This window comes from Nocardia sp. NPDC059154, from assembly GCF_042755705.1.
Classification (GTDB): domain Bacteria; phylum Actinomycetota; class Actinomycetes; order Mycobacteriales; family Mycobacteriaceae; genus Nocardia.
On the sequence record NZ_JBHZCS010000005.1, the window covers coordinates 225,069 to 248,764 of the forward strand.

At 68.8% G+C, this 23,696-nt stretch carries 25 protein-coding genes; 15 read left to right on the plus strand and 10 right to left on the minus strand.

Annotated elements, in window-relative coordinates; translation table 11 throughout:
* Window positions 1-247: 247 nt before the first annotated feature.
* From ACFXN1_RS07390 to ACFXN1_RS07405, 4 genes are all read left to right on the plus strand, one after another.
* Window positions 248-1,201: an esterase/lipase family protein gene (locus ACFXN1_RS07390; protein WP_379435505.1), complete on the plus strand. Its 954-nt coding sequence runs from the start codon at window positions 248-250 to the stop codon at window positions 1,199-1,201.
* A 258-nt stretch (window positions 1,202-1,459) separates the two neighbouring features.
* On the plus strand, window positions 1,460-4,018 hold the full coding sequence (locus ACFXN1_RS07395) for an ATP-dependent Clp protease ATP-binding subunit (protein ID WP_379393555.1): 2,559 nt from the start codon (window positions 1,460-1,462) through the stop codon (window positions 4,016-4,018).
* A 170-nt stretch (window positions 4,019-4,188) separates the two neighbouring features.
* Window positions 4,189-4,977, plus strand: a complete 789-nt coding sequence (locus ACFXN1_RS07400; protein ID WP_379435503.1) for a phytanoyl-CoA dioxygenase family protein — start codon at window positions 4,189-4,191, stop codon at window positions 4,975-4,977.
* A gap of 76 nt (window positions 4,978-5,053) precedes the next feature.
* Window positions 5,054-5,977: an LLM class flavin-dependent oxidoreductase gene (locus ACFXN1_RS07405; RefSeq protein WP_379435501.1), complete on the plus strand. Its 924-nt coding sequence runs from the start codon at window positions 5,054-5,056 to the stop codon at window positions 5,975-5,977.
* Here ACFXN1_RS07405 and ACFXN1_RS07410 read toward each other — a convergent pair.
* Window positions 5,958-6,620 (minus strand): response regulator transcription factor, encoded by a 663-nt coding sequence (locus ACFXN1_RS07410; RefSeq protein WP_379435500.1) that lies wholly within the window; start codon window positions 6,618-6,620, stop codon window positions 5,958-5,960. The genes ACFXN1_RS07405 and ACFXN1_RS07410 overlap by 20 nt on opposite strands.
* Window positions 6,621-6,642: 22 nt before the next feature.
* Window positions 6,643-7,869, minus strand: coding sequence for a sensor histidine kinase (locus ACFXN1_RS07415; protein WP_379435498.1), 1,227 nt, complete (start codon window positions 7,867-7,869; stop codon window positions 6,643-6,645).
* 125 nt (window positions 7,870-7,994) lie between these two features.
* Between ACFXN1_RS07415 and ACFXN1_RS07420 the strand changes: the two genes are divergently transcribed.
* Together ACFXN1_RS07420 and ACFXN1_RS07425 are read left to right on the plus strand one after the other, a co-directional pair.
* The gene (locus ACFXN1_RS07420) at window positions 7,995-8,891 is read left to right on the plus strand and encodes an ABC transporter ATP-binding protein (RefSeq protein ID WP_379435496.1); all 897 of its coding nucleotides are present in this window, start codon (window positions 7,995-7,997) and stop codon (window positions 8,889-8,891) included.
* Complete coding sequence (locus tag ACFXN1_RS07425; RefSeq protein ID WP_379435495.1) at window positions 8,888-9,736, plus strand: ABC transporter permease; 849 nt, start codon at window positions 8,888-8,890, stop codon at window positions 9,734-9,736. The genes ACFXN1_RS07420 and ACFXN1_RS07425 overlap by 4 nt, the downstream gene beginning before the upstream one ends.
* Before the next feature lie 62 nt (window positions 9,737-9,798).
* Here ACFXN1_RS07425 and ACFXN1_RS07430 read toward each other — a convergent pair whose 3' ends face one another.
* Window positions 9,799-10,401 carry a TetR/AcrR family transcriptional regulator gene (locus tag ACFXN1_RS07430; protein WP_379435493.1) on the minus strand — a complete coding sequence of 201 codons (603 nt, stop codon included), beginning with the start codon at window positions 10,399-10,401 and terminating at the stop codon, window positions 9,799-9,801.
* A 105-nt stretch (window positions 10,402-10,506) separates the two neighbouring features.
* On the opposite strand from ACFXN1_RS07430, the gene ACFXN1_RS07435 reads away from it, so the two are divergent.
* From ACFXN1_RS07435 to ACFXN1_RS07450, 4 genes are all read left to right on the plus strand, one after another.
* The gene (locus ACFXN1_RS07435; protein WP_379435492.1) at window positions 10,507-11,154 is read left to right on the plus strand and encodes an FMN-dependent NADH-azoreductase; all 648 of its coding nucleotides are present in this window, start codon (window positions 10,507-10,509) and stop codon (window positions 11,152-11,154) included.
* A gap of 1 nt (window position 11,155) precedes the next feature.
* Window positions 11,156-11,476, plus strand: coding sequence for a DMT family transporter (locus tag ACFXN1_RS07440; protein WP_379435490.1), 321 nt, complete (start codon window positions 11,156-11,158; stop codon window positions 11,474-11,476).
* 30 nt (window positions 11,477-11,506) lie between these two features.
* Window positions 11,507-11,947 carry an SRPBCC domain-containing protein gene (locus ACFXN1_RS07445; RefSeq protein WP_379435489.1) on the plus strand — a complete coding sequence of 147 codons (441 nt, stop codon included), beginning with the start codon at window positions 11,507-11,509 and terminating at the stop codon, window positions 11,945-11,947.
* Between the two features lie 141 nt (window positions 11,948-12,088).
* Window positions 12,089-12,532 (plus strand): OsmC family peroxiredoxin, encoded by a 444-nt coding sequence (locus tag ACFXN1_RS07450; RefSeq protein ID WP_379393577.1) that lies wholly within the window; start codon window positions 12,089-12,091, stop codon window positions 12,530-12,532.
* Window positions 12,533-12,605: 73 nt separating this feature from the next.
* On the opposite strand, the gene mhuD is transcribed toward ACFXN1_RS07450, so the two are convergent.
* On the minus strand, window positions 12,606-12,917 hold the full coding sequence (gene mhuD / locus ACFXN1_RS07455) for a mycobilin-forming heme oxygenase MhuD (protein WP_364606466.1): 312 nt from the start codon (window positions 12,915-12,917) through the stop codon (window positions 12,606-12,608).
* Between the two features lie 73 nt (window positions 12,918-12,990).
* Between mhuD and ACFXN1_RS07460 the strand changes: the two genes are divergently transcribed.
* From ACFXN1_RS07460 to ACFXN1_RS07470, 3 genes are all read left to right on the plus strand, one after another.
* Window positions 12,991-13,734 (plus strand): alpha/beta fold hydrolase, encoded by a 744-nt coding sequence (locus ACFXN1_RS07460; protein ID WP_379435487.1) that lies wholly within the window; start codon window positions 12,991-12,993, stop codon window positions 13,732-13,734.
* A 78-nt stretch (window positions 13,735-13,812) separates the two neighbouring features.
* Window positions 13,813-14,985, plus strand: a complete 1,173-nt coding sequence (locus ACFXN1_RS07465; RefSeq protein WP_379435485.1) for an acyl-CoA dehydrogenase family protein — start codon at window positions 13,813-13,815, stop codon at window positions 14,983-14,985.
* A 220-nt stretch (window positions 14,986-15,205) separates the two neighbouring features.
* Window positions 15,206-16,018 (plus strand): enoyl-CoA hydratase/isomerase family protein, encoded by an 813-nt coding sequence (locus ACFXN1_RS07470; protein WP_379393583.1) that lies wholly within the window; start codon window positions 15,206-15,208, stop codon window positions 16,016-16,018.
* 36 nt (window positions 16,019-16,054) lie between these two features.
* Here the strand turns inward: ACFXN1_RS07470 and ACFXN1_RS07475 are convergent, their stop codons facing one another.
* From ACFXN1_RS07475 to carD, 6 genes are all read right to left on the minus strand, one after another.
* Window positions 16,055-16,333, minus strand: a complete 279-nt coding sequence (locus tag ACFXN1_RS07475) for a DUF4190 domain-containing protein (protein ID WP_379435483.1) — start codon at window positions 16,331-16,333, stop codon at window positions 16,055-16,057.
* Window positions 16,334-16,447: 114 nt separating this feature from the next.
* The gene (rlmB, locus tag ACFXN1_RS07480) at window positions 16,448-17,431 is read right to left on the minus strand and encodes a 23S rRNA (guanosine(2251)-2'-O)-methyltransferase RlmB (RefSeq protein WP_379435482.1); all 984 of its coding nucleotides are present in this window, start codon (window positions 17,429-17,431) and stop codon (window positions 16,448-16,450) included.
* A gap of 328 nt (window positions 17,432-17,759) precedes the next feature.
* Window positions 17,760-19,160: a cysteine--tRNA ligase gene (gene cysS, locus ACFXN1_RS07485; protein WP_379435480.1), complete on the minus strand. Its 1,401-nt coding sequence runs from the start codon at window positions 19,158-19,160 to the stop codon at window positions 17,760-17,762.
* A gap of 45 nt (window positions 19,161-19,205) precedes the next feature.
* On the minus strand, window positions 19,206-19,673 hold the full coding sequence (gene ispF, locus ACFXN1_RS07490) for a 2-C-methyl-D-erythritol 2,4-cyclodiphosphate synthase (protein ID WP_364606775.1): 468 nt from the start codon (window positions 19,671-19,673) through the stop codon (window positions 19,206-19,208).
* A 14-nt stretch (window positions 19,674-19,687) separates the two neighbouring features.
* On the minus strand, window positions 19,688-20,434 hold the full coding sequence (gene ispD / locus ACFXN1_RS07495) for a 2-C-methyl-D-erythritol 4-phosphate cytidylyltransferase (protein WP_379435479.1): 747 nt from the start codon (window positions 20,432-20,434) through the stop codon (window positions 19,688-19,690).
* Window positions 20,435-20,436: 2 nt separating this feature from the next.
* A complete protein-coding gene (carD, locus tag ACFXN1_RS07500; protein WP_025346809.1) occupies window positions 20,437-20,925 on the minus strand; it encodes an RNA polymerase-binding transcription factor CarD in 489 nt (162 codons plus the stop codon).
* 440 nt (window positions 20,926-21,365) lie between these two features.
* Here carD and ACFXN1_RS07505 point away from each other — a divergent pair, with 440 nt between their 5' ends.
* Complete coding sequence (locus ACFXN1_RS07505; protein WP_379393591.1) at window positions 21,366-22,004, plus strand: hypothetical protein; 639 nt, start codon at window positions 21,366-21,368, stop codon at window positions 22,002-22,004.
* A 251-nt stretch (window positions 22,005-22,255) separates the two neighbouring features.
* The gene (gene radA, locus ACFXN1_RS07510; protein WP_379446747.1) at window positions 22,256-23,656 is read left to right on the plus strand and encodes a DNA repair protein RadA; all 1,401 of its coding nucleotides are present in this window, start codon (window positions 22,256-22,258) and stop codon (window positions 23,654-23,656) included.
* Window positions 23,657-23,696: the final 40 nt, after the last annotated feature.

Below are 23,696 nucleotides of genomic sequence, written 5' to 3' on the forward strand. Positions count from 1 at the left end.
GGGTAGAGGGAGAGGGTTTTCCGAGCTGAGTGGGGGTTATTTCGGGGGAGGGGGGGGTTGGGTTGGGCTCGGGGGGGGGGTGAGACCCGGGATGTGTCATCAAAATCCGCTGGTGGCCCCCCCCCGCCGCCGTTTTTCTTGCACTGAAACAGGTTTCAGAACTTACCCGCCAGTAATCCATCCCTCGTGCTTGTTTCCTGATTAGGTATGCGGAACGCGTTCTAAATTGGGAGGGAACATGAGAAGGATGCCCATGCGAGGAACGCCGGGATCACTGCTGATCATGGCGGTTCTGGCGGTCCTGTGGATCGGTGCGAGCGGTACCGCCCGAGCGGAATACCCGGTCACTTTCAACTTCTTCGCGGGCATCCCCAATGAGCTCACCAATCCCGGTGGCTCGCTGCCCGGCGCCAATGACTGGTCCTGCAAACCCAGTGCGGCGCACCCGGATCCGGTGGTGCTCGTCCACGGCACCGCGGGCGGTGCACAGACCAACTGGGGCGCCTACGCGCCGCTGCTCGCCAACCAGGGTTACTGCGTCTACGCGCTGACCTACGGAGCCCTCGACGTGCCCTGGCCGCTGTCCGCGCTGGGCGGCATGAAGCCGATCCCCGAGAGCGCCGCGCAGCTGGGCGCCTTTGTGAGCCGCGTGCTGTCCGCGACCGGTGCGGCGCAGGTCGACTTCGTCGCCCACTCACAGGGCAACACGGTCGGCGAGTACTACATCAAGCGGCTCGGCGGCTCCGGCAAGGTCAACCGCTTCGTGGCCATCGCGCCCCCTTGGCTGGGTATCTTCGGCGACCAGATGAACGTCGTGCGCGCCTTCGGGCGGCAGCTCGGCGCGAGTGCCGACCAGGTGGACAATCTGGCCGCCATGGGCGTCGTGTGCCAGGCGTGCCCGGAGATGCTCGGCAACTCCTCGTTCATCAATGCCCTGAACGCCGACGGCGTCTACGACCCGTCGGTCACCTACACCAACCTGGCCTCCAACTTCGACGAGGCCGTATGGCCCTCGATCGCGCTGGTCCCGGCCCCGAACGTCACCAATGATCTGATGCAGGACGGTTGCCCTGTCGACTTCTCCGATCACATGGCCATCGCCGGCAGTCACCGCGCGGCCATGATGGCCCTGAACGCGCTCGATCCGGAGCATGCCCAGCCGGTGCCGTGCGAGTTCGTCCCGCCCGTCACCGGGGACTGAGGAACCCCGAACGCGACTGTTCGCTGTGGGCGTAGCCGATTCGGAAACGGTCCGCGCAACTGCCCCGTTATGACTGAATGAGTCGTACTGTCGCCGGTTCGCAATAGGGTGGACGGACGACGTGCGTGACCCCCGGCAACTAGAGTGGAGTCGGGGGATGCAACCCCAGGGCTTCATGGCAGGCTGGCGACCAGAAGGGCAGCACAGGGTCTGAAGCGCCGGATGCCAGTGATGGCGGAGCAGGAGAGTGAGGGAGCGATGTTCGAGAGGTTCACCGACCGCGCGCGGCGGGTCGTTGTCCTGGCCCAAGAAGAGGCCCGGATGCTCAACCACAACTACATCGGCACCGAGCACATCCTGCTGGGCCTGATCCACGAGGGCGAGGGCGTCGCGGCGAAGTCGCTGGAGTCCCTTGGCATCTCGCTGGAGGGTGTGCGTTCGCAGGTCGAGGAGATCATCGGCCAGGGCCAGCAGGCCCCGTCCGGCCACATTCCCTTCACCCCGCGTGCCAAGAAGGTGCTGGAGCTGTCACTGCGCGAGGCGCTGCAGCTCGGGCACAACTACATCGGCACCGAGCACATTCTGCTCGGCCTGATCCGCGAGGGTGAGGGCGTCGCGGCGCAGGTGCTGGTCAAGCTGGGCGCGGACCTGAACCGGGTGCGCCAGCAGGTCATCCAGCTGCTGTCGGGTTACCAGGGCAAGGAGCCGGTCGAGGGTTCCGGTTCGCGCGGCGAGCAGGGCACCCCGTCCACCTCGCTGGTGCTGGACCAGTTCGGCCGCAACCTGACCCAGGCCGCCCTCGAGGGCAAGCTCGACCCGGTCATCGGCCGCTCGAAGGAAATCGAGCGCGTGATGCAGGTGCTGAGCCGCCGTACCAAGAACAACCCGGTCCTGATCGGTGAGCCCGGCGTCGGTAAAACCGCCGTCGTGGAGGGTCTCGCCCAGGCCATCGTCAACGGCGAGGTGCCGGAGACGCTCAAGGACAAGCAGCTGTACACCCTCGACCTGGGTTCCCTGGTCGCGGGCAGCCGCTACCGCGGTGATTTCGAGGAGCGCCTGAAGAAGGTGCTCAAGGAGATCAACACCCGCGGCGACATCATCCTGTTCATCGACGAGCTGCACACCCTGGTGGGTGCGGGCGCGGCCGAGGGCGCGATCGACGCGGCCTCGATCCTGAAGCCCAAGCTGGCTCGCGGTGAGCTGCAGACCATCGGCGCCACCACCCTCGACGAGTACCGCAAGTACATCGAGAAGGACGCCGCCCTGGAGCGCCGGTTCCAGCCGGTTCAGGTGGGTGAGCCGACGGTCGAGCACACCATCAACATCCTCAAGGGTCTGCGCGACCGCTACGAGGCGCACCACCGGGTTTCCATCACCGATGGCGCTCTAGTCGCTGCCGCTACCCTCGCGGATCGCTACATCAACGACCGCTTCCTGCCGGACAAGGCGATCGACCTCATCGACGAGGCCGGTGCGCGCATGCGCATCCGCCGGATGACCGCGCCGCCGGACCTGCGCGAGTTCGACGACAAGATCGCCGAGGCGCGCCGGGAGAAGGAGTCCGCGATCGACGCGCAGGACTTCGAGAAGGCCGCGCGTCTGCGCGACAAGGAGAAGCAGCTCGTCGCCAAGCGGGCCGAGCGCGAAAAGCAGTGGCGCTCCGGCGATCTGGACGTCGTGGCCGAGGTCGACGACGAGCAGATCGCGGAGGTGCTGGCCAACTGGACCGGTATCCCGGTGTTCAAGCTCACCGAGGAGGAGACCACCCGTCTGCTCCGCATGGAGGACGAGCTGCACAAGCGGATCATCGGCCAGGAGGACGCGGTCAAGGCCGTGTCCAAGGCCATCCGCCGCACCCGTGCCGGTCTGAAGGACCCGAAGCGTCCGTCGGGCTCGTTCATCTTCGCCGGTCCGTCCGGTGTCGGTAAGACCGAGCTGTCGAAGGCGCTGGCGAACTTCCTGTTCGGCGACGACGACGCGCTCATCCAGATCGACATGGGCGAGTTCCACGACCGCTTCACCGCCTCGCGCCTGTTCGGTGCCCCTCCGGGCTACGTGGGCTACGAGGAGGGCGGCCAGCTCACCGAGAAGGTGCGCCGCAAGCCGTTCTCGGTGGTGCTGTTCGACGAGATCGAGAAGGCGCACCAGGAGATCTACAACACCCTGTTGCAGGTCCTCGAGGATGGCCGGCTCACCGACGGTCAGGGTCGTACGGTCGACTTCAAGAACACCGTGCTGATCTTCACCTCGAACCTCGGCACCTCCGACATCTCGAAGGCGGTCGGCCTCGGCTTCGCCCAGAGCAATGCCGAGGGCTCGAACTACGAGCGGATGAAGCTCAAGGTCAACGACGAGCTGAAGAAGCACTTCCGCCCGGAGTTCCTGAACCGCATCGACGACGTGATCGTGTTCCACCAGCTGACCCAGGACCAGATCATCGAGATGGTCGACCTGATGATCGGCCGCGTCGCCAATCAGCTGCGGAACAAGGACATGGAGATCGAGCTGTCTCCGCAGGCCAAGAGCCTGCTGGCCAAGCGCGGTTTCGACCCGGTTCTGGGCGCCCGCCCGCTGCGTCGCACCATTCAGCGCGAGATCGAGGACCAGCTGTCGGAGAAGATCCTCTTCGGCGAACTGGGCGCCGGTCAGGTCGTGGTGGTGGACGTCGAGGGCTGGGACGGCGAAGGCCAGGGCGAGAACGCCAAGTTCACGTTCACGGCGAAGGCCAAGCTGACCAAGAAGTCGGACTCCGGCGTCGAGGACAAGCCGGTCGCCGCCCTCGCGGGTGAGGCTCCGGCCTCCGCCTCGGGCGAGTAAGGGCTCGGCCTCGGGTCGAATAGGCCTCAGCGACAACGAAAGCCCCGTTCTCCTTCGGGAGGGCGGGGCTTTTCGTTTGCCCAGGCGAGAAATTCGGTGGCGGCACGATCCTGGTATCGCCCATGCTCGGATAGCTGTCCGGAGGGACCGGGCGCGGAAAGGGCGGCAGCATGCTCTCCGAGACACAGATCGAGGACTTCATCACCGAGGGATTCGTGAAGGTCGAGGGAGCCTTCTCCGCCGAGACGGCCGCTGCGGGCCGCGAGATCCTCTGGCGCGCAACCGGTTGCGACCCGGAGGAGCCGTCGACCTGGACCCGGCCGGTCATCCGGCTGTGGGACCACGCCCAGGAGCCCTTCGCGCGGGCGGTCACCGCGCCGCCGCTGCTCGCCGCCTTCGATCAACTGGTCGGTCCCGGCCGCTGGTTCCCCCGGAAAACCCTGGGCAGCTGGCCGATTCGATTCCCCAGCCCGGAGCCCCCGGGCGACGACGGCTGGCACGTCGACGTGAGCTTTCCCGGCGATGCCGCCCCCGACGACTACCTGAGCTGGCGCGTGAACATCCACTCCGAGGGCCGCGCCCTGCTGATGCTGTTCCTGTTCTCCGATGTCGGCGTCGATGACGCCCCGACGCGTATCCGGGTCGGCTCGCACCTGCGGCTGGCGCCGGTGCTGGAGCCGCTCGGCGAGGCGGGTACCACCATGTTCGACCTCCACGAGTTCTACACCGCCACGGCCGATCTCCCCGAGGCCGTCGCGACCGGCCGGGCCGGCGATGTCTACCTCTGCCATCCCTTCCTGGTGCACGCCGCCCAGCCCAATCGCGTCGGCCGCCCGAAGTTCATGGCCCAGCCGCCGTTGCTGCTGCGCGAGCCGTGCGTGCTGGACCGCCCGGACGGCGCGTATTCGCCGGTGGAGCAGGCCATCCGGAGGGGTTTGGAGCTGGGCGCGCCACGGTGACTACGCACCGCGACGTACGCCGAATGTGTTCTCCGGACGGATGATTCGCACTTCCGCGGGGCGGAGGGTGAGAGCCATGGAACTCGGATTGCATCTGACGAACTTCGCGATGGACACCCCTTCGGAACTGATCGGACCGTGCCTGGCCGAGGTGGTCCGCACGGCCGAGGAAAGCGGATTCTCGGTCATCGCGGTGGGTGACCATCTCTGGCAGAGCCCGTGGCTGGGCCGTGTGGAACAGAATGTGCTGGAGGCGTATTCGACGCTGTCGTTCATCGCGGCGCACACGTCGCGGGTGGAGCTGACCGCGCTGGTGTCAGGGGTGCACTATCGGCATCCGGCCATGCTCGGGAAGCTGGTCACCACCCTGGATGTGCTGTCCGGCGGCCGGGCCTGGCTGGGGATCGGTGCGGGCACCTCCACGGGTGATGTGGAGGGCTACGGCCTGCCGTTCCCGCCGCTGCGCGACCGCTACGAGATGCTGGACGAGGCGCTGCGGATCTGCCTGGCCATGTGGACCGATGAGCGGGGCGCTTCGGAATCCGTACTCGGCAAGCACTTTCAGGTGGAGCGTCCGCTGAACGCGCCGCAGGCCGTGCGGAATTCGCCGCAGGGCGCGTATCGGCCGCATCCGCCGATACTCATCGGCGGGGACGGAGAGCGCCGCACGCTGCCGCTGGTGGCGCGCTACGCGGATGTGGCGAGCCTCCGCCCCGGCCCGGACCTGCCCGCCAAGATCGCGCTGCTGGACCGTATGTGCGTGGAGATCGGCCGCGATCCGCGCGAGATTCGTAAGAGCTGTGCCTTCGCCTTCGATCCCGGCCCGGGCGGAGGCGGCGTCGGCCAGGTGCTGGGGCAGCTGAAGTGGCTGGCGGACATGGGGATCGACCTGGTCATCGGCCGGGTGACCGGCGTCGACGACCTCACGGCGCTGGAAGTGCTCGGCCGCGAGGTGATTCCGGCGGCCGCCGAGTTCGGCGCTACTGCCAGCCCGGCCTGACCAGACCGGATTCGTAGGCCATGACGACGAGCTGGGTGCGGTCACGCGCACCCAGCTTCACCAGGATCCGGCTGACGTGGGTGCGGGCGGTGGCGGGGCTCATGTAGAGCCGGTCGGCGATCTCGGCATTGGTGAGGCCCTCGGCGACCAGGGTCATGACCTCGCGTTCGCGGTCGGTGAGTTCCGAGAATTCGGCCGCGGGTGCGGGTTTGGCGTGCGCGGCGAATTCGGCGACCAGGCGCCGGGTGACGCTGGGGGAGAGCAGCGCGTCACCGCCTGCGACCACGCGGACGGCCTTGACCAGGTCGGCGGGTTCGGTGTGCTTGACGAGGAAGCCGGTGGCGCCGGAACGCATGGCCTCGAAGACGTATTCGTCGAGTTCGAAGGTGGTCAGGACGACGACCTTCACCGCGGCGAGGACCGGATCGGCGGCGATGGCGCGGGTGGCGGCGAGGCCGTCCAGCACCGGCATGCGGATGTCCATGAGTACCACATCGGGTACCAGTTCGCGGGCCAGGTCGAGGGCCTGGGCGCCAGTGTCGGCCTCGCCCACCACCTCGACGTCCTGCTGCGCGCCGAGCAGCGCCACGAAGCCCGCTCGCACCAGCGCCTGATCATCGGCGATCACCACCCGGATGGGCATGACGCGTCCTCCAATTCCGTGCTCACGCAATCGGTTCGTTCCGCACGAGGTGGGTGGGCAGCCGGGCCTTCACCCGAAATCCGCCGTCGGCCTTCGGTTCTGCGGACAGTTGCCCGCCCAGGGCGTGGGCGCGTTCGGTCATGCCGGTGATGCCGTGGCCGCCGGTCGGCGACTGCGGCGCGGGCTGGCGGGTGGGCCGGGTGTTGTCGATGGTGAGCTGCAGCCGCTCGGCGGCGTAGTGCACGGTGACGAGCACGCTCGCGCCGGGCGCGTGCCGCACCACATTGGTGAGCGACTCCTGCACGATCCGGGCGGCGGCCACGTCGACCACGGCCGGCAGCCGGCGCGGCCCACCGGTCACCATGGTGTGCACCTCCAGCCCGGCGGCGCGGGCCGGTCCGGTGAGCTTGTCGAGGTCGGTGATGCCGATGGTGGGTGCGGTCGGCGCGGTCACGGTGGCGGTGCCGCCGCGAATGGAGCGCAGCAGTGCGTTCACCTCACCGAGCGCGTCCTTGCTGGCGGATTTGATGGCGGCCAGCGCGGTGGCTGCCTGTTCGGGCTTGCGGTCGAGCAGTTCCAGCGCGACCGAGGACTGCACATTGATCAGGGAGAGGCTGTGCGCGAGCACGTCGTGCAGTTCGCGCGCGATGGCCAGGCGCTCCTCGGTGACCCGCTGTTCCCGCTCGGCCGATTCCAGTGCGCGCTGGGCCTGTTCGCGTTCGCGCTCGGCCTGTTCCTCGCGGCGGGCTGCCTCGCCGCGCTGCCGCCGGGCGATGACGGCGGCGCGTCGCTGCCGGATGCCCTCGCCCGCCGCGGCGAGCACGAAAAGCCAGGCGAGCAAACCGAATTCCTGCCAGGCGCCGGTGTGGTACCCGCGCCAGCCGGGCACCGGCCACACCATGAGCAGGTAGCCTGCGGCCACGAACGGATAGGTGTACCAACGGGATCCGAGGACGGCGGCGGTCAGGAAGGCGACGATGAGCGACACGAAGATCGGCCCGTAGCCGTAACCGAGCAGTAGGTACGCGACCGCCGCGGCCAGCGTCGCGTAGAACACTTCCAGCGGGCGGCGCCGGCGTAGTACCAGCAGTGCCGGACCGGCGATGAGCAGCGTATATCCGTACACATCGAGCTGGCGCACCACCGTCTGGTGATGATTGGCCAAGGTCCCGAAGCCGAGTTGTATCGCCCCCACCGCCAGCGCCGGGAGCACGTCGCGCCGCCCGAGCCTTCCCCCGCGTGTGTCCATAGCTGCACCGTAGCGCCGTCTGCGGGCAGCGGCACTGTGTCGCGGCCAAATACGTCCAGATACGTACGCCGGATCGCGCGTTGCGACGGATTTTTTCCCGTGCGTGGCGGCGGATCGTTGAGCCCATGAACGAAGCGATCGTCGTCACCGATCGGCTGACCAAGCGCTACGGCTCCCATACCGCCGTGGACGCCGTGAGCATGAGCGTCCGCCGCGGTGAGATCTACGGTTTCCTGGGTCCCAATGGCGCGGGCAAGACCACCACGCTGCGCATGCTGGTCGGTCTCATCCGTCCGTCGTCCGGCGGCGCGACCGTACTCGGGCGGCAGCCCGGGAACCCGGAAACCTTGCGCCGCACCGGCGTTCTCATCGAGGGCCCCGGCTTCTACCCCTACCTGTCGGGCCGGGACAACCTGCGCGTCCTGGCCCGTTACCGGGGTGTCGGCGACGACGCGGTCGCCGACGCCCTGGACCGGGTGGCCCTCAGCGCCCGCGGCAAGGACCGGTTCCGCACCTATTCGCTCGGCATGAAGCAGCGCCTCGGTGTCGCGGCCGCCCTGCTCGGCCGCCCCGATCTGCTGATTCTCGACGAACCCACCAATGGCCTGGATCCGGCGGGCATGGCCGAGATGCGGGAGCTCGTCACCGGACTCGCCGCCGACGGGCACACCGTGGTGCTGTCCAGCCACCTGCTCAGCGAGGTGCAGGAGATCTGTGATCGCGTCGGCGTCATCTCCGCCGGGCGACTGCTGGTCGAGTCGACGGTGCGCGAATTGCGTGGCACGGCCTCGCTTCTGGTGCGCGCGGAGCCACTGGAGGTGGCCTTCCCGGCGGTGCGCGCGGTGGTGGGGGAGCGGTCGGCGCTGGTGACCGCCAACGGTATTCGTGTCGACGCCGGGGCCGCGAACGCCCCCGTGGTGGCGCGCGCGGTCATCGAGGCGGGTGCGGAGCTGCTCGAGCTGCGCACCGACGAAAAGTCCTTGGAAGAAGTCTTTTTCGAGATGACGGAGACGGCGAAATGACCGATCTACTGGCCAGCACCCGGGCCGAACTGCTGCGACTGTGCAAGTGGCCCGCCTTCTGGATCGTGCTCGGCACCTGGATCCTGTTGAATCTCACCTTCGCCTACCTGTTCAACTACCTCGCCTACACCACCGGCAGCACCACCCGCATGTCCAACGGCCTGCCGCGTGAGCTGCTCCTGCAGCAGATGCTGCCCGCGGCCGTGCCGGAGGTGTTCACGCAGGGCATGGCCATGTTCGGCGGGGCGCTCATGCTGGTGCTCGGCGCGCTCGCGGTGGGCAGCGGCTACGGCTGGGGCAGCTGGAAAACCGCACTCACACAGGGGCCTTCGCGGGTGCATGTGATCGGCGCGGTGGTGCTGAGCCTGGCGGTGACGGTGGTCGCGCTGGTGCTGGCCGCCTTCGTGATCGACACCGGCGTGGCCGCGCTCATCGCCGGCACCCAGGGTCAGTCCCTGGCGCTGCCGTCGGTGGGCCGGATGCTGCTCGGAATCGGTTCCGGCGCCGCCATTCTGGGCATGTGGACGCTGGCGGGCGCGCTGATCGGGGCGGTCGCCCGGGGTCCCGCGCTGGCGGTGGGCCTGGGCCTGGTATGGGTGCTGGTGGTGGAGAATCTGCTGCGCGGCGTCGCGGCGATCTTCGCGCCCATCCGGGCCGTCACCGACCACCTGCCCGGCACGGCCGCCGGCTCCCTGGCGGGTTCCCTGCGCACGGTGGGCGGCCCGGCCACCCCCGGTGTCCTGGATGTCCTGGGCCGCGGCGAGTCCCTGCTGGTGCTGGCCGCGTATGTCGTCGTCTTCGCGGCCGGAACGATCTGGCTGATTCGACGCCGTGACATGGTGTGAGACAGGCGAATACCGCGCGATGCGGCCGTTCACCCCGCCCGGTGAGCGGTCGTGTCGTCGTGTCAGCCCGCCGGATCCAGCACGCCGTGTGCGAGTTTCGCCAGGCCGGCGGCGATCTGCCCGGACCCGAGCCCGCGTTCGCGCTGATGCCGGTACACCTCGGCGGCGAGGGGTGCGAGCAGCGGGTCCACGAGTGAATCGGGTTCGGCCACACCGGCTTCGGTCAGCAGGGCGCGCACGTGCACTGCCCAGAACTGATAGGCCCCGGTGCGGAAACGCGCACCGCCGGTCTCCGCACCGAGGACCAGATGGGCGTGCGTATCGAGCAATTCGACCATCGCGGCGTAGAACGCGGCCAGTCGTTCGGCGGGCGGCGCGCCCGGCCCGAGCGGTGGCTCGCCGCGCAGCAGCTGCTCCTGGAGTACCCGCTCGTGCTCGTCGAGCAGCGCGACGGCGATGGATCCCACGTCCGGATAGCGCCGGTACAGCGTCCCCCGCCCGACCCCGGCCGCCTTGGCGATGTCGTCCATGGTGACGGTGCGCGGGTCGCGCCCGGCGAACAGTTCCGCGGCTGCGGCCAGCACCTTGGCCCGATTGCGGGCGGCGTCGGCGCGCTCGGCGGGCGCGGACCGATCGTTGAGCAGTGGCAGGCCGGGGGTGTTCATGCAGCTCACTGTAGCCCTCTGGGAATAAGTGGACAATTCGTCCGGTTGTGGCCTACCGTCGGAGAAGTAAACGGACACAACGTCCATTTGATCGGAGTCTCGACTATGACCGCCCTGCTGCACCTCGACGCCAGCGCCCGCCGCACCTCGGTCAGCCGCCAGCTGAGCGCCGCCTTCGCGACTGCCTGGCGCGCCGAACACCCCGGCGCCGCCTACGTCCACCGCGACCTGGCCGCCGAGCCGATCCCGTTCATCGGCGAGGGCTGGACCGAACTGTGCGACCGGGTGCTGGCCCACGGTCGCACCGATCTCGACCACCTGGCCGAGCTGGTGGATTCCCCTGCGCAGCAGCGGGCCTGGGAGATCGTCGAGCCACTGCTGGCCGAGATCCGCGCCGCCGATGTCGTGCTGATCGGCACGCCGATGTACAACTACTCGATCCCGGCGAGCCTCAAGGCGTGGCTGGATCAGATCACCTTCCCGCGAATGTCGCTGGCCCCCACGCGATTCGTGGTCGTCACCGCGCGTGGCGGCGCGTACTCGCCGGGCGCGCCGAAGGCGATCTACGACTATCAGGAGCGCTACCTCCGCGACTTCTTCACAGGCCATTTCGGCGTCGACGACACGGTTTTCGTCCATGCCGAACTGGTGAACTCGCGCCAGGATCCGGCGCTGGCCCACCTGCGCGACGAGCACGACGCCTCCTGTGCCGCCGCGCTCGCCACCGCTCGCACCCTGGGGAAGGAGTACTGAAATGAACTGGCTCGTCCTGGGTTTGGCCGGCGTGGTGGAGATCGCGTGGTCGCAGTCCATCAAGCCGACCCAGAATTTCACCAAGCCGCTGCCCACCCTGCTGTGCTTCGCGCTCGCGGCGGTCGCGGTGTACCTGCTGTCCTATGCCATGCAGTCGCTGCCGGTGGGCACCGCATACGCCATCTTCACCGGCATCGGCGCGGTGGGCGCGATCGGGCTGGGCATCGTGGTGCAGCAGGACCCGGTGAGCGCGGGCCGGGTGCTGGCGCTGTCCATGATCATCGGCGGCATCGTGCTGGCTCGGGTCACCAATCCCGGGTGAGCGCGGGCCGGGGCGGTATCGTCGCGCCCCATGGACGTTGCGCCCCTGCGGCCACCCGACCTCGCCGCGCGACCGTTCTTCCTGGTCGCGGAACGCGTCATGGCGGCCTCACCCGCCGAGCTCTACCACCAGTGCACCCAGCAGTTCGGACTCTGGTTCGCCGACCCGGGTTCGATCCTCATGCGCCCGGTGGTGAACCAGCCGTTCTTCTTCACCGCGGGCGGCGGCCACCCGCACTACGGCAGATTCCTGCGGCTGGAACCCGACCACCTGGTCGAGCTGACCTGGGTCACCGGCGGCACCGAGGGCACGGAAACCGTCCTCACCCTGGAACTTTCGGCGCACGGCGCGGGCACCGCCCTACTCCTCACCCACGCCGGCTTCCCGAACGACGTGACGCGGGACCGGCACGAGAAGTCGTGGCCGCGGGTGCTCGAGCACTGGGACCACCGCACGGCTGCGGTCGTCTGAGGGATGAACACCGAATGATCATGAGCCCGCCACGCTTTCGGGCGGAGTAGGTTCGACCCGTACCGATTTCCCGGGGGTTCGGGGGCGTAGCCCCTGAGAGCCTCGAGATGTTGAGTTCCCCCCTCTCACGAAAGGACAGTGATGCCTACACGTAGCGCGCGTACCGCCTGGTCCGGCGGCCTGCAGGACGGTTCCGGTCAGGTCGAGCTGGTCAGCTCGGGCGTCGGCAAGTACGACGTCTCGTTCCCGAAGCGCACCGCCGACGCGGCCGACGGCACCACCAGCCCCGAAGAGCTCATCGCGGCCGCGCACTCCTCCTGCTACGCCATGGCGCTGTCGGCTCAGATCGGCAATGCCGGCGGCACCGTGCAGAGCCTGGACATCACCGCCGACGTGACCCTGGGCCCGGACCCGGCCGGCGGCTTCCGCATCTCCAAGATCAAGCTGACCGTGGCCGGCAAGGCGTCGGGCATCGACGAGGCCGGCTTCCTGGCCGCCGCCGAGGACGCCAAGGCGGGCTGCCCGGTGTCCAAGGCGCTGGCCGGCGTCGACACCATCGAGCTGGATGCCACCTTCGAGGCGTAACTCGCGAGTTCCCGGCTGACGCTGTCGTCGGCCGGGAACCACTGCGGGCCGGGGTTGTGGACGATGGCGTTGATCAGGCGTTCTTGCCCGGCACGTCCAGGACGACCTCGAACTCCAGCAGCGACGCGCCGGTGGAGACCGGCTTGCGTGCCTCGCCCGCGTGCGCCTCGCGCGCCGGGCCGTCCCGCCACGCCGCGAAGGACTCCTCCGAATCCCACTGCGTGACAACGAAATACCGGTTGTCGCCGGAGACCGGGCGGAGCAGCTGGAAACCCAGGAACCCCGGCGAGTTCTCCACCGCGTGCGCACGGTGCGCGAAGCGCTTCTCCAGTTCGGGGCCCGCGCCCTCGGGAACCTCGATTGCGTTGATCTTGACGACTGCCATGGGTGCGAATGTACTCCGCGCCCGCGACGTATCGTTCGAGGCAATAACCAAATCGGAACACATGGTCGAGGCGATGTTGTACGACGAAGGCGGCGCGGGTGCGCCGATCCTGCTGCTGCACGGATTGATGGGCAGCGCCCGGACCTGGCGGGCCCAGCTGCCCTGGCTGCGCGAATTCGGGCATGTGTACACGTTCGATGCCGCCGGGCACGGACGTCCGGCGCCCGCCGAGCTCACCACCGAGGCGTTCGTGGCCGATCTGGCCGCGGCCACCTCGGACATCGCCGAACCCATGGTGGTGATCGGGCATTCGATGGGTGGACTGCACGGGTGGATGTTCACCGCGGCGCACCCGGAGCGGGTACGGGCACTGGTGGTCGAGGACATGGCGCCGGACTTCCAGGGACGCACCGCGGAGAACTGGGCGGCCGTGATTTCGGCTTGGCCGCAACCATTTCCGGACGAGCGGGCCGTGCTGGAATTCTTCGGCCCGGTCGCGGGCCGCTACTTCCTCGACTCGTTCCGGCGGGGCCCCGACGGCTACCGCCTGCACGGCGAGGTCCCGACCTTCCGGGACATCTCCGAGGAATGGGGCACGCGCGATTTCTGGGCGCAGTGGAAATCCGTCACCGTCCCGGCCCTGCTGATCGAGGGCGAGCACACCATCACCCCGCGGGGGCAGATGCGCGAGATGGCCGAGCTCCACCCGGATGCCCGCCACGTCGTCATCCCCGACGCCGGTCACCTCGTTCACGACGATCAACCCGCTGCCTACCGGGCCGAAGTCGAGGATTTCCTGCGCCGCGTCCTCGTTTGATGGCGGGTGCCTTCAGTCGGGTGGGGTGGTCGTCGTATGCTCGGCTCGACCGCGACTCCTGACGGATGGTGACAAACGATGATCGACTTCTCGATTCCCGCCGACCTTGCTGCCGAACGCGATCGGGTTCGCCGGTTCGTCATCGACAAGATCGTGCCCTTCGAGCGTGATCCGCGCCTGACCGCGCACGGTCCCGACGACGAGCTGCGGCAGGAACTGGTCGAGCTGGCCCGCGCCGAGAAGCTGCTCACCATTCAGGCCCCGGTCGAGCTGGGCGGGCGCGGCCTGACCCACATCGAGCAGGCCGTGCTGTACGAGGCCGCCGGCTGGTCCACCCTCGGCCCCGTCGCCATGAACTGCGCCGCGCCCGACGAGGGCAATATGTTCCTGCTCTCCAAGATCGCGAATCCGGAACAGACGCAACGCTTCCTGCAGCCGGTGATCGACGGCCACCAGCGCAGCGTCTTCGCCATGACCGAGCCGGGCGGCGCCGGCTCCGACCCCAACCAGCTCGCCACCGAGGCCACCTTCGACGGCGAGAACTTCACCATCAACGGCCGCAAGTGGTTGATCACCGGCGCCGACGGCGCCAAGACCTGGATCATCATGGCGCGCTTGGCCGCCAACCCGTACCTGCCCGAGGGCCCCACCCTGTTCCTCTGCGAGGGCGACGCGCCCGGGATCGTGATCGAACGCGTCATGAACACCATGGACCGCAACTATGTCGGCGGCCACGCGGTGGTGCGCTTCGACAACCTGGTGCTGCCCAGGGAATCCGTGCTCGGCGAGACCGGCCAGGCGCTGCGCTACGCCCAGTTGCGGCTGGCCCCGGCCCGCCTCACCCACTGCATGCGCTGGCTGGGCGCGGCCGAGCGGGCGCAGGCCATCGCGGTCGACTACGCCAAGACCCGCACCGCTTTCGGCAAGCCCATCGGCGAGCATCAGGGCGTGTCGTTCATGTTGGCGGACAACGAGATTGCGCTGCACCAGTGCCGCCTGACCATCTGGCACGCGTGCTGGCTGATGGATCAGGGCCACAAGGCCCGCCACGAATCCTCCATCGCCAAGTCCTACGTCTCCGAGGAGCTGTTCAAGGTCACCGACCGCTGCGTCCAGGTGCTCGGCGGCATCGGCATCTCCGACGAGACCGTGGTCGAGATGATCTTCCGCGACATGCGCGCCTTCCGGCTCTACGACGGCCCGACCGAGGTGCACAAGTACGCCATCGGGCGGCAGATCCTGCGCGGATGAAAGCCCGGTCTGCCCAGCCGGACCGGCCTTCATTGGCGAAACCCAAAAGGTTCGCGGCGCGTCTCGATTCTGGACTGAGCGGAGCGGGGGAGCGAAGCGGAGGAGCGGAGGGAGGGAAGCGGAGGAGCGGAGGGAGGGAAGAATCGAGACCTCCAGCGCCGCGAACCCGCCCGGAGCGCAGCGGAGGGCAAGTTGAACACAGAGGGCATAATCTTCCAGCATGAGTTCGGAATTGCACGTGGACGTCTCCGGCGGCGTCGCCGTGCTCACGCTCAATCGGCCCGCCCAGCAGAACGCACTGACCCCGGCCATGGCGTCGGAACTCGGTGCGTCGCTGCGCCGCTGTGACGAAGACGACGCCATCGGCGCGGTCGTCATCACCGGGACCCCGCCCGCGTTCTGCGCGGGCGCGGACCTGTCGCTGAAGGTCGGCGAGGTCAACGGCCTGATCGATCCGCCGCCGTTCCGGATCCGGAAACCGGTCATCGCGGCGGTGAACGGGCACGCGGTGGGCATCGGCCTGGAGATCGCGCTGCAGTGCGACCTGCGCTATGTCGCCCGCGACGCCGTGTACGCGCTCAACCAGGTTCGCCGCGGCGCGCTCGCCGACGGGTTCGCGCACTGGACCCTGCCCCGCCTGATCGGCAGCGCCCGCGCCGCCGACCTGCTGCTCACCGGCCGCACCTTCGACGGCGACGAGGCATACTCGCTGGGCATCGCCAATTCCTGCCTGCACGCCGCCGAGGTGCTGCCCACCGCCCTCGAGGTGGCCCACGACATCGCCCATGGTTCGGCCCCGCTCCCGGTGGCCCTGTCCAAGCGCCTGCTGTGGGAGGCCCCCACCATGGCCCCGGAAACCGTGGGCCGCTTGGAAACCGAGCTCAACGACTACGTCGCCAAGAGCACCGACGGCGGGGAGGGCGTCGCGGCCCTCAAGGACCGCCGCCCGCCCAAGTGGACCGGCAGCGTCAGTGGCGAATGGCCCGCCTGGGATGCCGTGACGGGCGGCGAGCGCCGGCCCGGTCTGGACTGACCGGGCCGTTCGGCCGGGCCTGATCGGGCCGTTCGGCTAGGCGCGCCCGCTGATGACCATCAGCAGGAAGATGCAGCCGAAGACCACCATCAGGCAGGTCCCGATGACGCCGAGGACATAGCCCACCAGGACCTGCACCCGGCCACCGAAGCGGCCCCCGCCCTCCTCGATCTCGTTCAGCGCGCGCCGTCCGAGCGCCCAGGCGACGGGACCCAGCGCGCCGCAACAGAACACGCTGAGCGCACCCAGCAGCAGGACGGCCGTCGCATGCTCGTGCTCGACGGGGGATCCGAGGGGCGGCTGATCGAAGACCACCGCCCGAGTTTACGGGCGAAAGCCCCGCCGCGGCATGCTGACGCGCGGTGTTCGCTTGCGCCACTTGGTTATCGAGGCTCCAGAGCCCCGATATGTGGTGGTCGAGTGACCGAATCAGGCTCGGCGCTGCCGCGCCACCTCGGCCAGCACCACGCCCGCCGCCACCGAGGCGTTGAGCGACTCGACCGGACCCGCCATCGGAATGCTCAGGATCGAATCGCAGGTCTCGCGCACCAGGCGCGACAAGCCCTTGCCCTCCGAGCCGACCACGATGACCGTCGGTGCGCTGCCGTCGAATTCGTCGAGGGTGGTGTCGCCGCCCGCGTCGAGGCCGACGATCTGGTAGCCCTTGTTCGCCCAATCCTTCAGCGTGCGAGTCAGATTCGTGGCCCGCGCGACCGGAAGCCGCGCTGCCGCACCCGCACTGGTGCGCCACGCCACCGCGGTGACACTGGCGCTGCGCCGCTGCGGGATCACCACACCCTGCCCGCCGAAGGCCGCCACCGAGCGGATGACCGCACCCAGATTGCGCGGATCGGAGATATTGTCCAGCGCCACCAGCAGCGCCGGCTCGCCCGAGTTGTGCACCCGGTCGACCAGATCGTCCGGGTGGGCGTACCGGTACGGCGGCACCTGCAGCGCCATGCCCTGATGCATGCCGTTGTGGCTCATCTTGTCCAGGTCGGTGCGCGGCACCTCCAGGATCGAGATACCGATCTCCGCGGCCGTCTTCACCGCCTCGCTGAGCCGGTCGTCGTTCTCGGCGCCATTGGCGATATAGAGCGCGGTGGCGGGCACACCCGCGCGCAGGCACTCCACCACCGGGTTACGGCCGAGCACCAGCTCCGGACCCTCGTTGTCCTTGCGGCCCGCGATGGGCCGGGCCGCATTGCGCGACCGGGTGGTGGCGGCCGACGCCTGCGCCTTGGCCTTCGCCTTGGCGCGCTTCGCGGCCGGGTGGTAGGTGCGGTCCTCGGCCTTGGGCGTCGCGCCCTTGCCCTCGAGCCCGCGGCGGCGCTGCCCGCCGGAACCGACGGTCTGCCCCTTCTTGCTGCCGGACTTGCGCGTCGCCCCGCGGCGCTGGGAATTGCCTGCCATCACTTCGCCTTCCGTATTTCGCGGGTATCCCGCCTCGGCCCGGCCGCGGGACGAACCCGCTCACGGTCGATCATGCGGGAAACCTGCCTCCGGTCGGCGCAGCGAACGGCTGCGCCCCTGTCTGAACTTTCGCGCTGCCCCAGAGCAGCGCCTCCGGCCGGCCACGAGCCGCGCGGCATTGCCGGAGGGACGCTACGAATTGTGCCCCACGCTGGGTCGCCACCTCGAATTCGGTGCGCTCCGCCACACCGCGCGAGCTGGCCCACGCGGTATCCGGGCGACCCGACGCGGTATTCGAGCTATACCGGTTCCGCCGATGCGGAACCGCTCACTTCTTCTCCTTGGCCAGGGACCACTCCGCGCCCTGCGGCGTGTCGGTGACCTCGACGCCCGCGGCCGAGAGCCGGTCGCGGACCGCGTCGGCGGTGGCCCAGTCCTTGTCGGCGCGCGCCTGCTGCCGCCGCTGCAGTTCCGCGCCGATCAGCACATCGAGCGCGGCGATGGCGGCGGAATTGTCGGCGGGCGCGGCCCAGTTCTCGTCGAGCGGATCCACACCGAGAATGCCGAGCATGGCCCGGACCTGCCCGGCCAGCATCCGCGCGCCCGAGAGGTCACCCGCGTCGAGCGCCTTGTTGCCCTCGGTCACCACGCCGTGAATCGCGGCCAGCGCCTGCGGAACTCCGAGGTCGTCGTTCAGCGCGTCCCCGAAGGCCGGGGTCCAGGTGCCGACCGGAACCTCGCCCGTGCGCTCGGCCACCCGGAGCACGAAGGCCTCCAGCCGCTGGTATCCGGCGGCCGCCTCGGTCAGCGCCTGATCGGAATACTCGATCATGGACCGGTAGCTCACGCTGCCCAGGTAGTAGCGCAGCTCGACCGCGCGCACCCCGACCCGTTCCAGCACATTCGGAATGGACAGCACATTGCCCAGCGACTTGGACATCTTCTCGCCGCCCATGGTCACCCAGCCGTTGTGCAGCCAGTAGCGGGCGAATCCGTCCCCGGCCGCGCGCGACTGCGCGATTTCGTTCTCATGGTGCGGGAAAACCAGATCCATTCCGCCGCAATGAATATCGAACTCCGGTCCGAGATAGAACTCGGCCATGGCGGAGCATTCCAGATGCCAGCCCGGGCGACCCGGACCCCACGGCGACGGCCAGCTGGGCTCGCCCGGCTTGGCGGCCTTCCACAGCGTGAAGTCGCGCGGATCCTTCTTGCCCTGGCCCGCGCTCTCGCCCTGGTGCACGTCATCGAGCTTGTGCCCGGACAACTTTCCGTAGTCCGGGAAGCTCAGTACGTCGAAATAGACATTGCCCTCGGAGGCGTAGGCGTGGCCGCGTTCGATGAGCCGCTCCATCATCCGTGCCATCTGGGTGATGTGCCCGGTGGCGCGCGGCTCGCCGGACGGCGGCAGCACGCCGAGCGTCTCGTAGGCGCGGTCGAAGGCGCGCTCGTGGGTCGCGGCCCACTCCCACCACGGGCGGCCGTGCTCGGCGGCCTTGTTCAGAATCTTGTCGTCGATATCGGTGACATTGCGAATGAAGGCGACGTCGAAATCATTGGCGGCCAGCCACCGTCGGAGCACATCGAAGGCGACGCCGCTGCGCACGTGCCCGATGTGGGGTTCCCCCTGAACGGTCGCGCCGCACAGGTACACCGAGGCTTTGCCAGGGACCAGCGGCGTGAATTCACGCAGGGTCCGCGTCTCGGTGTCGAAAAGGCGCAGAGTCACGACAGAGCATCCTAGCTGTTGGGAAATGGGCGGATGACGGGTGCGTCAGGCGCGACAACACAGCAGTGCGGTGGCGACCGCCGCCACGCCCTCGCCGCGGCCGGTGAGGCCCAATCCGTCGGTCGTGGTGCCGGACACCGAGACCGGCGCACCCAGAATCTCGCCCAGCACCTGCTGTGCCTCGGCCCGTCGCGGGCCGATTTTCGGGCGATTCCCAATTACCTGTACAGCCGCATTGACAATTGTGAATCCGGCCTCGTCGAGCAGACGGCGGACTTCTTTCAGCATGGCCGCGCCGGACACGCCCGCCCATTCGGGGCGACCCGTGCCGAAAACCGCGCCCACATCGCCCAGTCCGGCGGCCGACAGCAGCGCGTCGCACAGCGCGTGCGCCGCGACATCACCGTCGGAATGTCCCGCGCAGCCGCTGTCGCCCTCGAACAGCAGGCCCGCCATCCAGCAGGGCCGGCCGGATTCGACGGGGTGCACATCGCTGCCGATGCCGGTGCGCAGCGCCATGGGATCCATCACGGGGCGATCACCGCTTCGCGTGTCGTGTCCAGCCCACCTGCGGTGTCGGCCGTATCACGGCGCGCGGCAAGGGTATTGGCGAGAACCAGGTCCAACGGCGTAGTGATCTTGAAAGCCAGGGCGTCACCGAGCACCGTGTGAACGGTCGCACCGAGCATTTCCACCAACCCCGCGTCATCTGTCGCCTGTGTACCCACAGCGTAGGCGGCGCGCAGCAGCGCGGCATCGAAGCCCTGCGGAGTCTGGATGGCGCGCAGCCCGGATCGATCCGGGGTACCCGTCACGGCACCGGCCGCGTCCACGGACTTGATGGTGTCGGTTACCGGCAGCGCGGGCACCACGGCCCGTGCGCCCGCGCGCAGCGCCCCCACCACGCGGGTGATGAGCGCCGGGGGAGTCAGGGCCCGGGCGGCGTCGTGCACCAGCACCAGGGTGGCGTCGGGCGCGGCCGCGAGACCGGCCCGCACCGAATCGGTGCGCTCGGCCCCGCCCGCCACGACTCGAACGGGCACGTCGGAAGCGGGCAGCAGGGCGCGGGTCTCGGCGACGAGTTCGGCGGGCACCATAACCACAACGTCGTCGACAGATCCGGAATCGATCAGCCCCTGGACCGCCCGAGTGAGCATGGGACTGCCGCCGACGTGGACGAACGCCTTCGGCTTGTTCTCACCGAGACGCACGCCCATGCCGGCGGCAGGAACCAGAGCGACGACACGACTGCCGTCGCCAGGTGTAGTTTTCACGGTCAGGAGGCCGCTGCGAGAACCTCGTCGAGCAGGGTCTCGGCCTTGACGTCGTCGGTACCTTCCGCGAGCGCGAGCTCACCGACGAGAATCTGCCGGGCCTTGGCCAGCATCCGCTTCTCACCAGCGGACAGGCCGCGGTCCTGCTCACGACGCCACAGGTCGCGGACGACCTCGGCCACCTTGTTCACATCGCCGGAGGCGAGCTTCTCGAGGTTGGCCTTGTAGCGGCGGGACCAGTTGGTCGGCTCCTCGGTGTGCGGAGCTCGCAGTACCTGGAAGACCTTGTCGAGGCCCTCCTGGCCGACGACGTCGCGGACGCCGACATACTCTGCGTTCTCTGCGGGAACCCGAACGGTCAGGTCGCCCTGTGCGACCTTCAGGACCAGATACTCCTTTTGTACACCCTTGATGGTGCGGGTTTCGATAGCTTCGATCAGCGCCGCTCCGTGGTGGGGGTAAACGACGGTGTCTCCGACCTTAAAAATCATGTGTCCCGTGCCCCTTTCGATGTTCACAGTTTAACATGCGACTCGGTAACGGCGCGATCAACGGCGCAGGTCAGGGCCACAACGGAGCGGCGGCGGGGGTTGACAGAACGCGAATCGTGTGCATCCCGTTGTGGCATAAGGGGATAGCGCATCGCATCGTTCGCGTGCATATGCGAGTGCGTACTTCGCATACGCGACCGAGCGCCCTCTCATAAACATCAATGCATCACTCCAGAAGTCGTATCCGAATCGTTGTCAGGGCCCCTGACACATCCCGCTCGGTCGTTCTGCGAGATGCCGCGCCCGCGCCGGGCCGCCGCGGCGGGCGCACGCCACGCGCACGCGACACCGCCCGCGTGTAGAGCGGGGGGAGGGACGCATTACTCTCTTTGACTACTACTCTCCATAGTGGAGTTAGCCCGGTCGACATGGAGGACCCCGTGACTGCCCTGAAAGCCACCACTGCGTCGAAGTCGCGGCGGCGTGCCGTGACAGTTGCTGCACTCGCTGCGGGTGCGGTGCTCGCGCTGTCGGGTTGCGGCGCCGGTCAGGTCTCGCAGACCGCCACCCAGGTCGCCGCCGTCAACGGCAACACTGCCAATGTCGGCTCCATCGCGCTGCGCGACGTGCGCTTCCTGCTCCCGCAGACCGAGGAGTACAACAACGCCAAGGGCGGCAAGGCCGTGCTGGCCTTCAGCGCCGTCAACCTCAGCGACAGCAAGACCGACGAACTGGTCAGCATCAGCACCGACCTGGGCCAGGTCAAGATCGCCGACAAGATCGAGATCAAGCCGTCCAGCACCGTCGTCGCCGACAAGCCGACCGCCAAGGACGCGGCCGCCGCGGCCGCCGTGCGCGAGCAGAACGCCGGCGAGCCCGCCTCCGACAAGGCCACCGACCCGAACGCCAAGCCCGTCCTGATCGAGGTCACCGGCCTCACCAAGGACGTCACCCCGGGCCTGACCTACCCGCTGACCTTCGTCTTCAAGGAGGGCGGCACCGTCGTCGTCAACACTCCCGTCGACGCCGGCGCGAACAACCCGCGCCAGGAGCCCGCGAAGAAGGGCGGCGAGCACTGAGCTCCCGCTAGAGCACCTGACAGCGCCCGCCCCGACAAATCGGGGCGGGCGCTGTTGTGTCCGATTAGCCGTCAGGTTCGCGGCCGTCTCGATTCTGGACTGCGGCTTGATAGACCTCCGCCTTGGAGCGGGGGAGCGAAGCGGAGGAGCGGAGGAGGGAAGAATCGAGACCTCGGGGCCGCGAACCCGCCCGGAGCGAAGCGGAGGGCAAATAAGGCACAGTGTCGGGGGCGCTGGCTAGGCTGCCCGGCGTGGCCAAGGTGAAATCGCTGTACCGGTGCGCGGACTGCTCGCACGAGGTCGCCAAATGGGTTGGGCGCTGCCCGGATTGCAACGCGTGGGGGACCATCGAGGAGATGGCGGCGTCCGCGTCGGCGGTCGTGGTGGGGCGGCGGGCGATGCTGCCGAGCACGGCGGCCGCGCCGATCTCGAGCATCGACTCCAACAAGACCCAGGCCCGGTCGACGGGGGTGTCCGAGCTGGATCGGGTGCTGGGTGGCGGGATCATTCCCGGGTCGGTGGTGTTGCTGTCGGGCGAGCCCGGGGTGGGCAAGTCGACGCTGTTGCTCGAGGTGGCGCACCGGTGGGCGCGGGCGCGTGACGAGATCGCGCTGTACGTGACCGCGGAGGAGTCGGCGGGGCAGGTGCGGCTGCGGGCGGACCGCACGGGCGCGGTGCACGACAAGGTGTACCTGGCGGCGGAATCGGATCTGGCGACCATTCTCGGGCATGTGGAGCAGGTGAAACCCTCACTGCTGGTGGTGGACTCGGTGCAGACCATGCTGGCCGCGGACGCGGACGGCGTGATCGGCGGTGTCACCCAGGTGCGGTCGGTGACGGCGGCGCTCACCTCGCTGGCCAAGGCGAGCGGGATCGCGGTGCTGCTGGTCGGGCACGTCACCAAGGACGGCGCGGTGGCCGGTCCGCGCACGCTCGAGCACCTGGTCGACGTGGTGCTCCAGTTCGAGGGCGACAAGCACTCCGCCCTGCGCATGGTGCGCGGTATCAAGAACCGCTTCGGCAGCACCGACGAGGTCGGCTGCTTCGAGATGCGGGAGGCCGGAATCCATTGCGTGGACGACCCTTCGGGGCTGTTCCTGCACCATCGGGGCGACGCGGTGCCCGGGACCGCGGTGACGGTCGCCATGGACGGCAAGCGGCCCATGCTGGGCGAGGTGCAAGGGCTGACGGTGGACACCCAGGCGCCCGCGCCCCGGCGCGCGGTGAGCGGGCTGGACTACAACCGCGTTTCCATGGTCCTGGCTGTCCTGCAGAGCCGCGGGGGCGTCTTCGTGGGCAAGCAGGACGTCTACGCGGCCACGGTGGGCGGTATGCGGCTCACAGAGCCCGCCGCGGATCTGGCTGTCGCGCTTGCCATTGCGAGCGCCAGCCAGGATCTGGCGCTGCCCAGCGGCCTGGTGGTGCTGGGCGAGGTGGGGCTGGCGGGCGAGGTGCGCCAGGTGACCGGGCTGACCCGCCGGCTGGCGGAGGCGGAGCGGCTGGGTTTCACCGAGGCCCTGGTGCCGCCGGGCGCGGATCGCACCGGCCGCAGCATGACCGTGCGCGAGGTCGCCGATATTCGTGCCGCCCTTGCCGTTACCGGGTTGCGCCGGCGGCGCGGTGCGCAGGCCCCGGCGGAAATGGCGGAATGACAGCCGAAATCGAATGAGGTCGCGGAATCGAATTCGATCC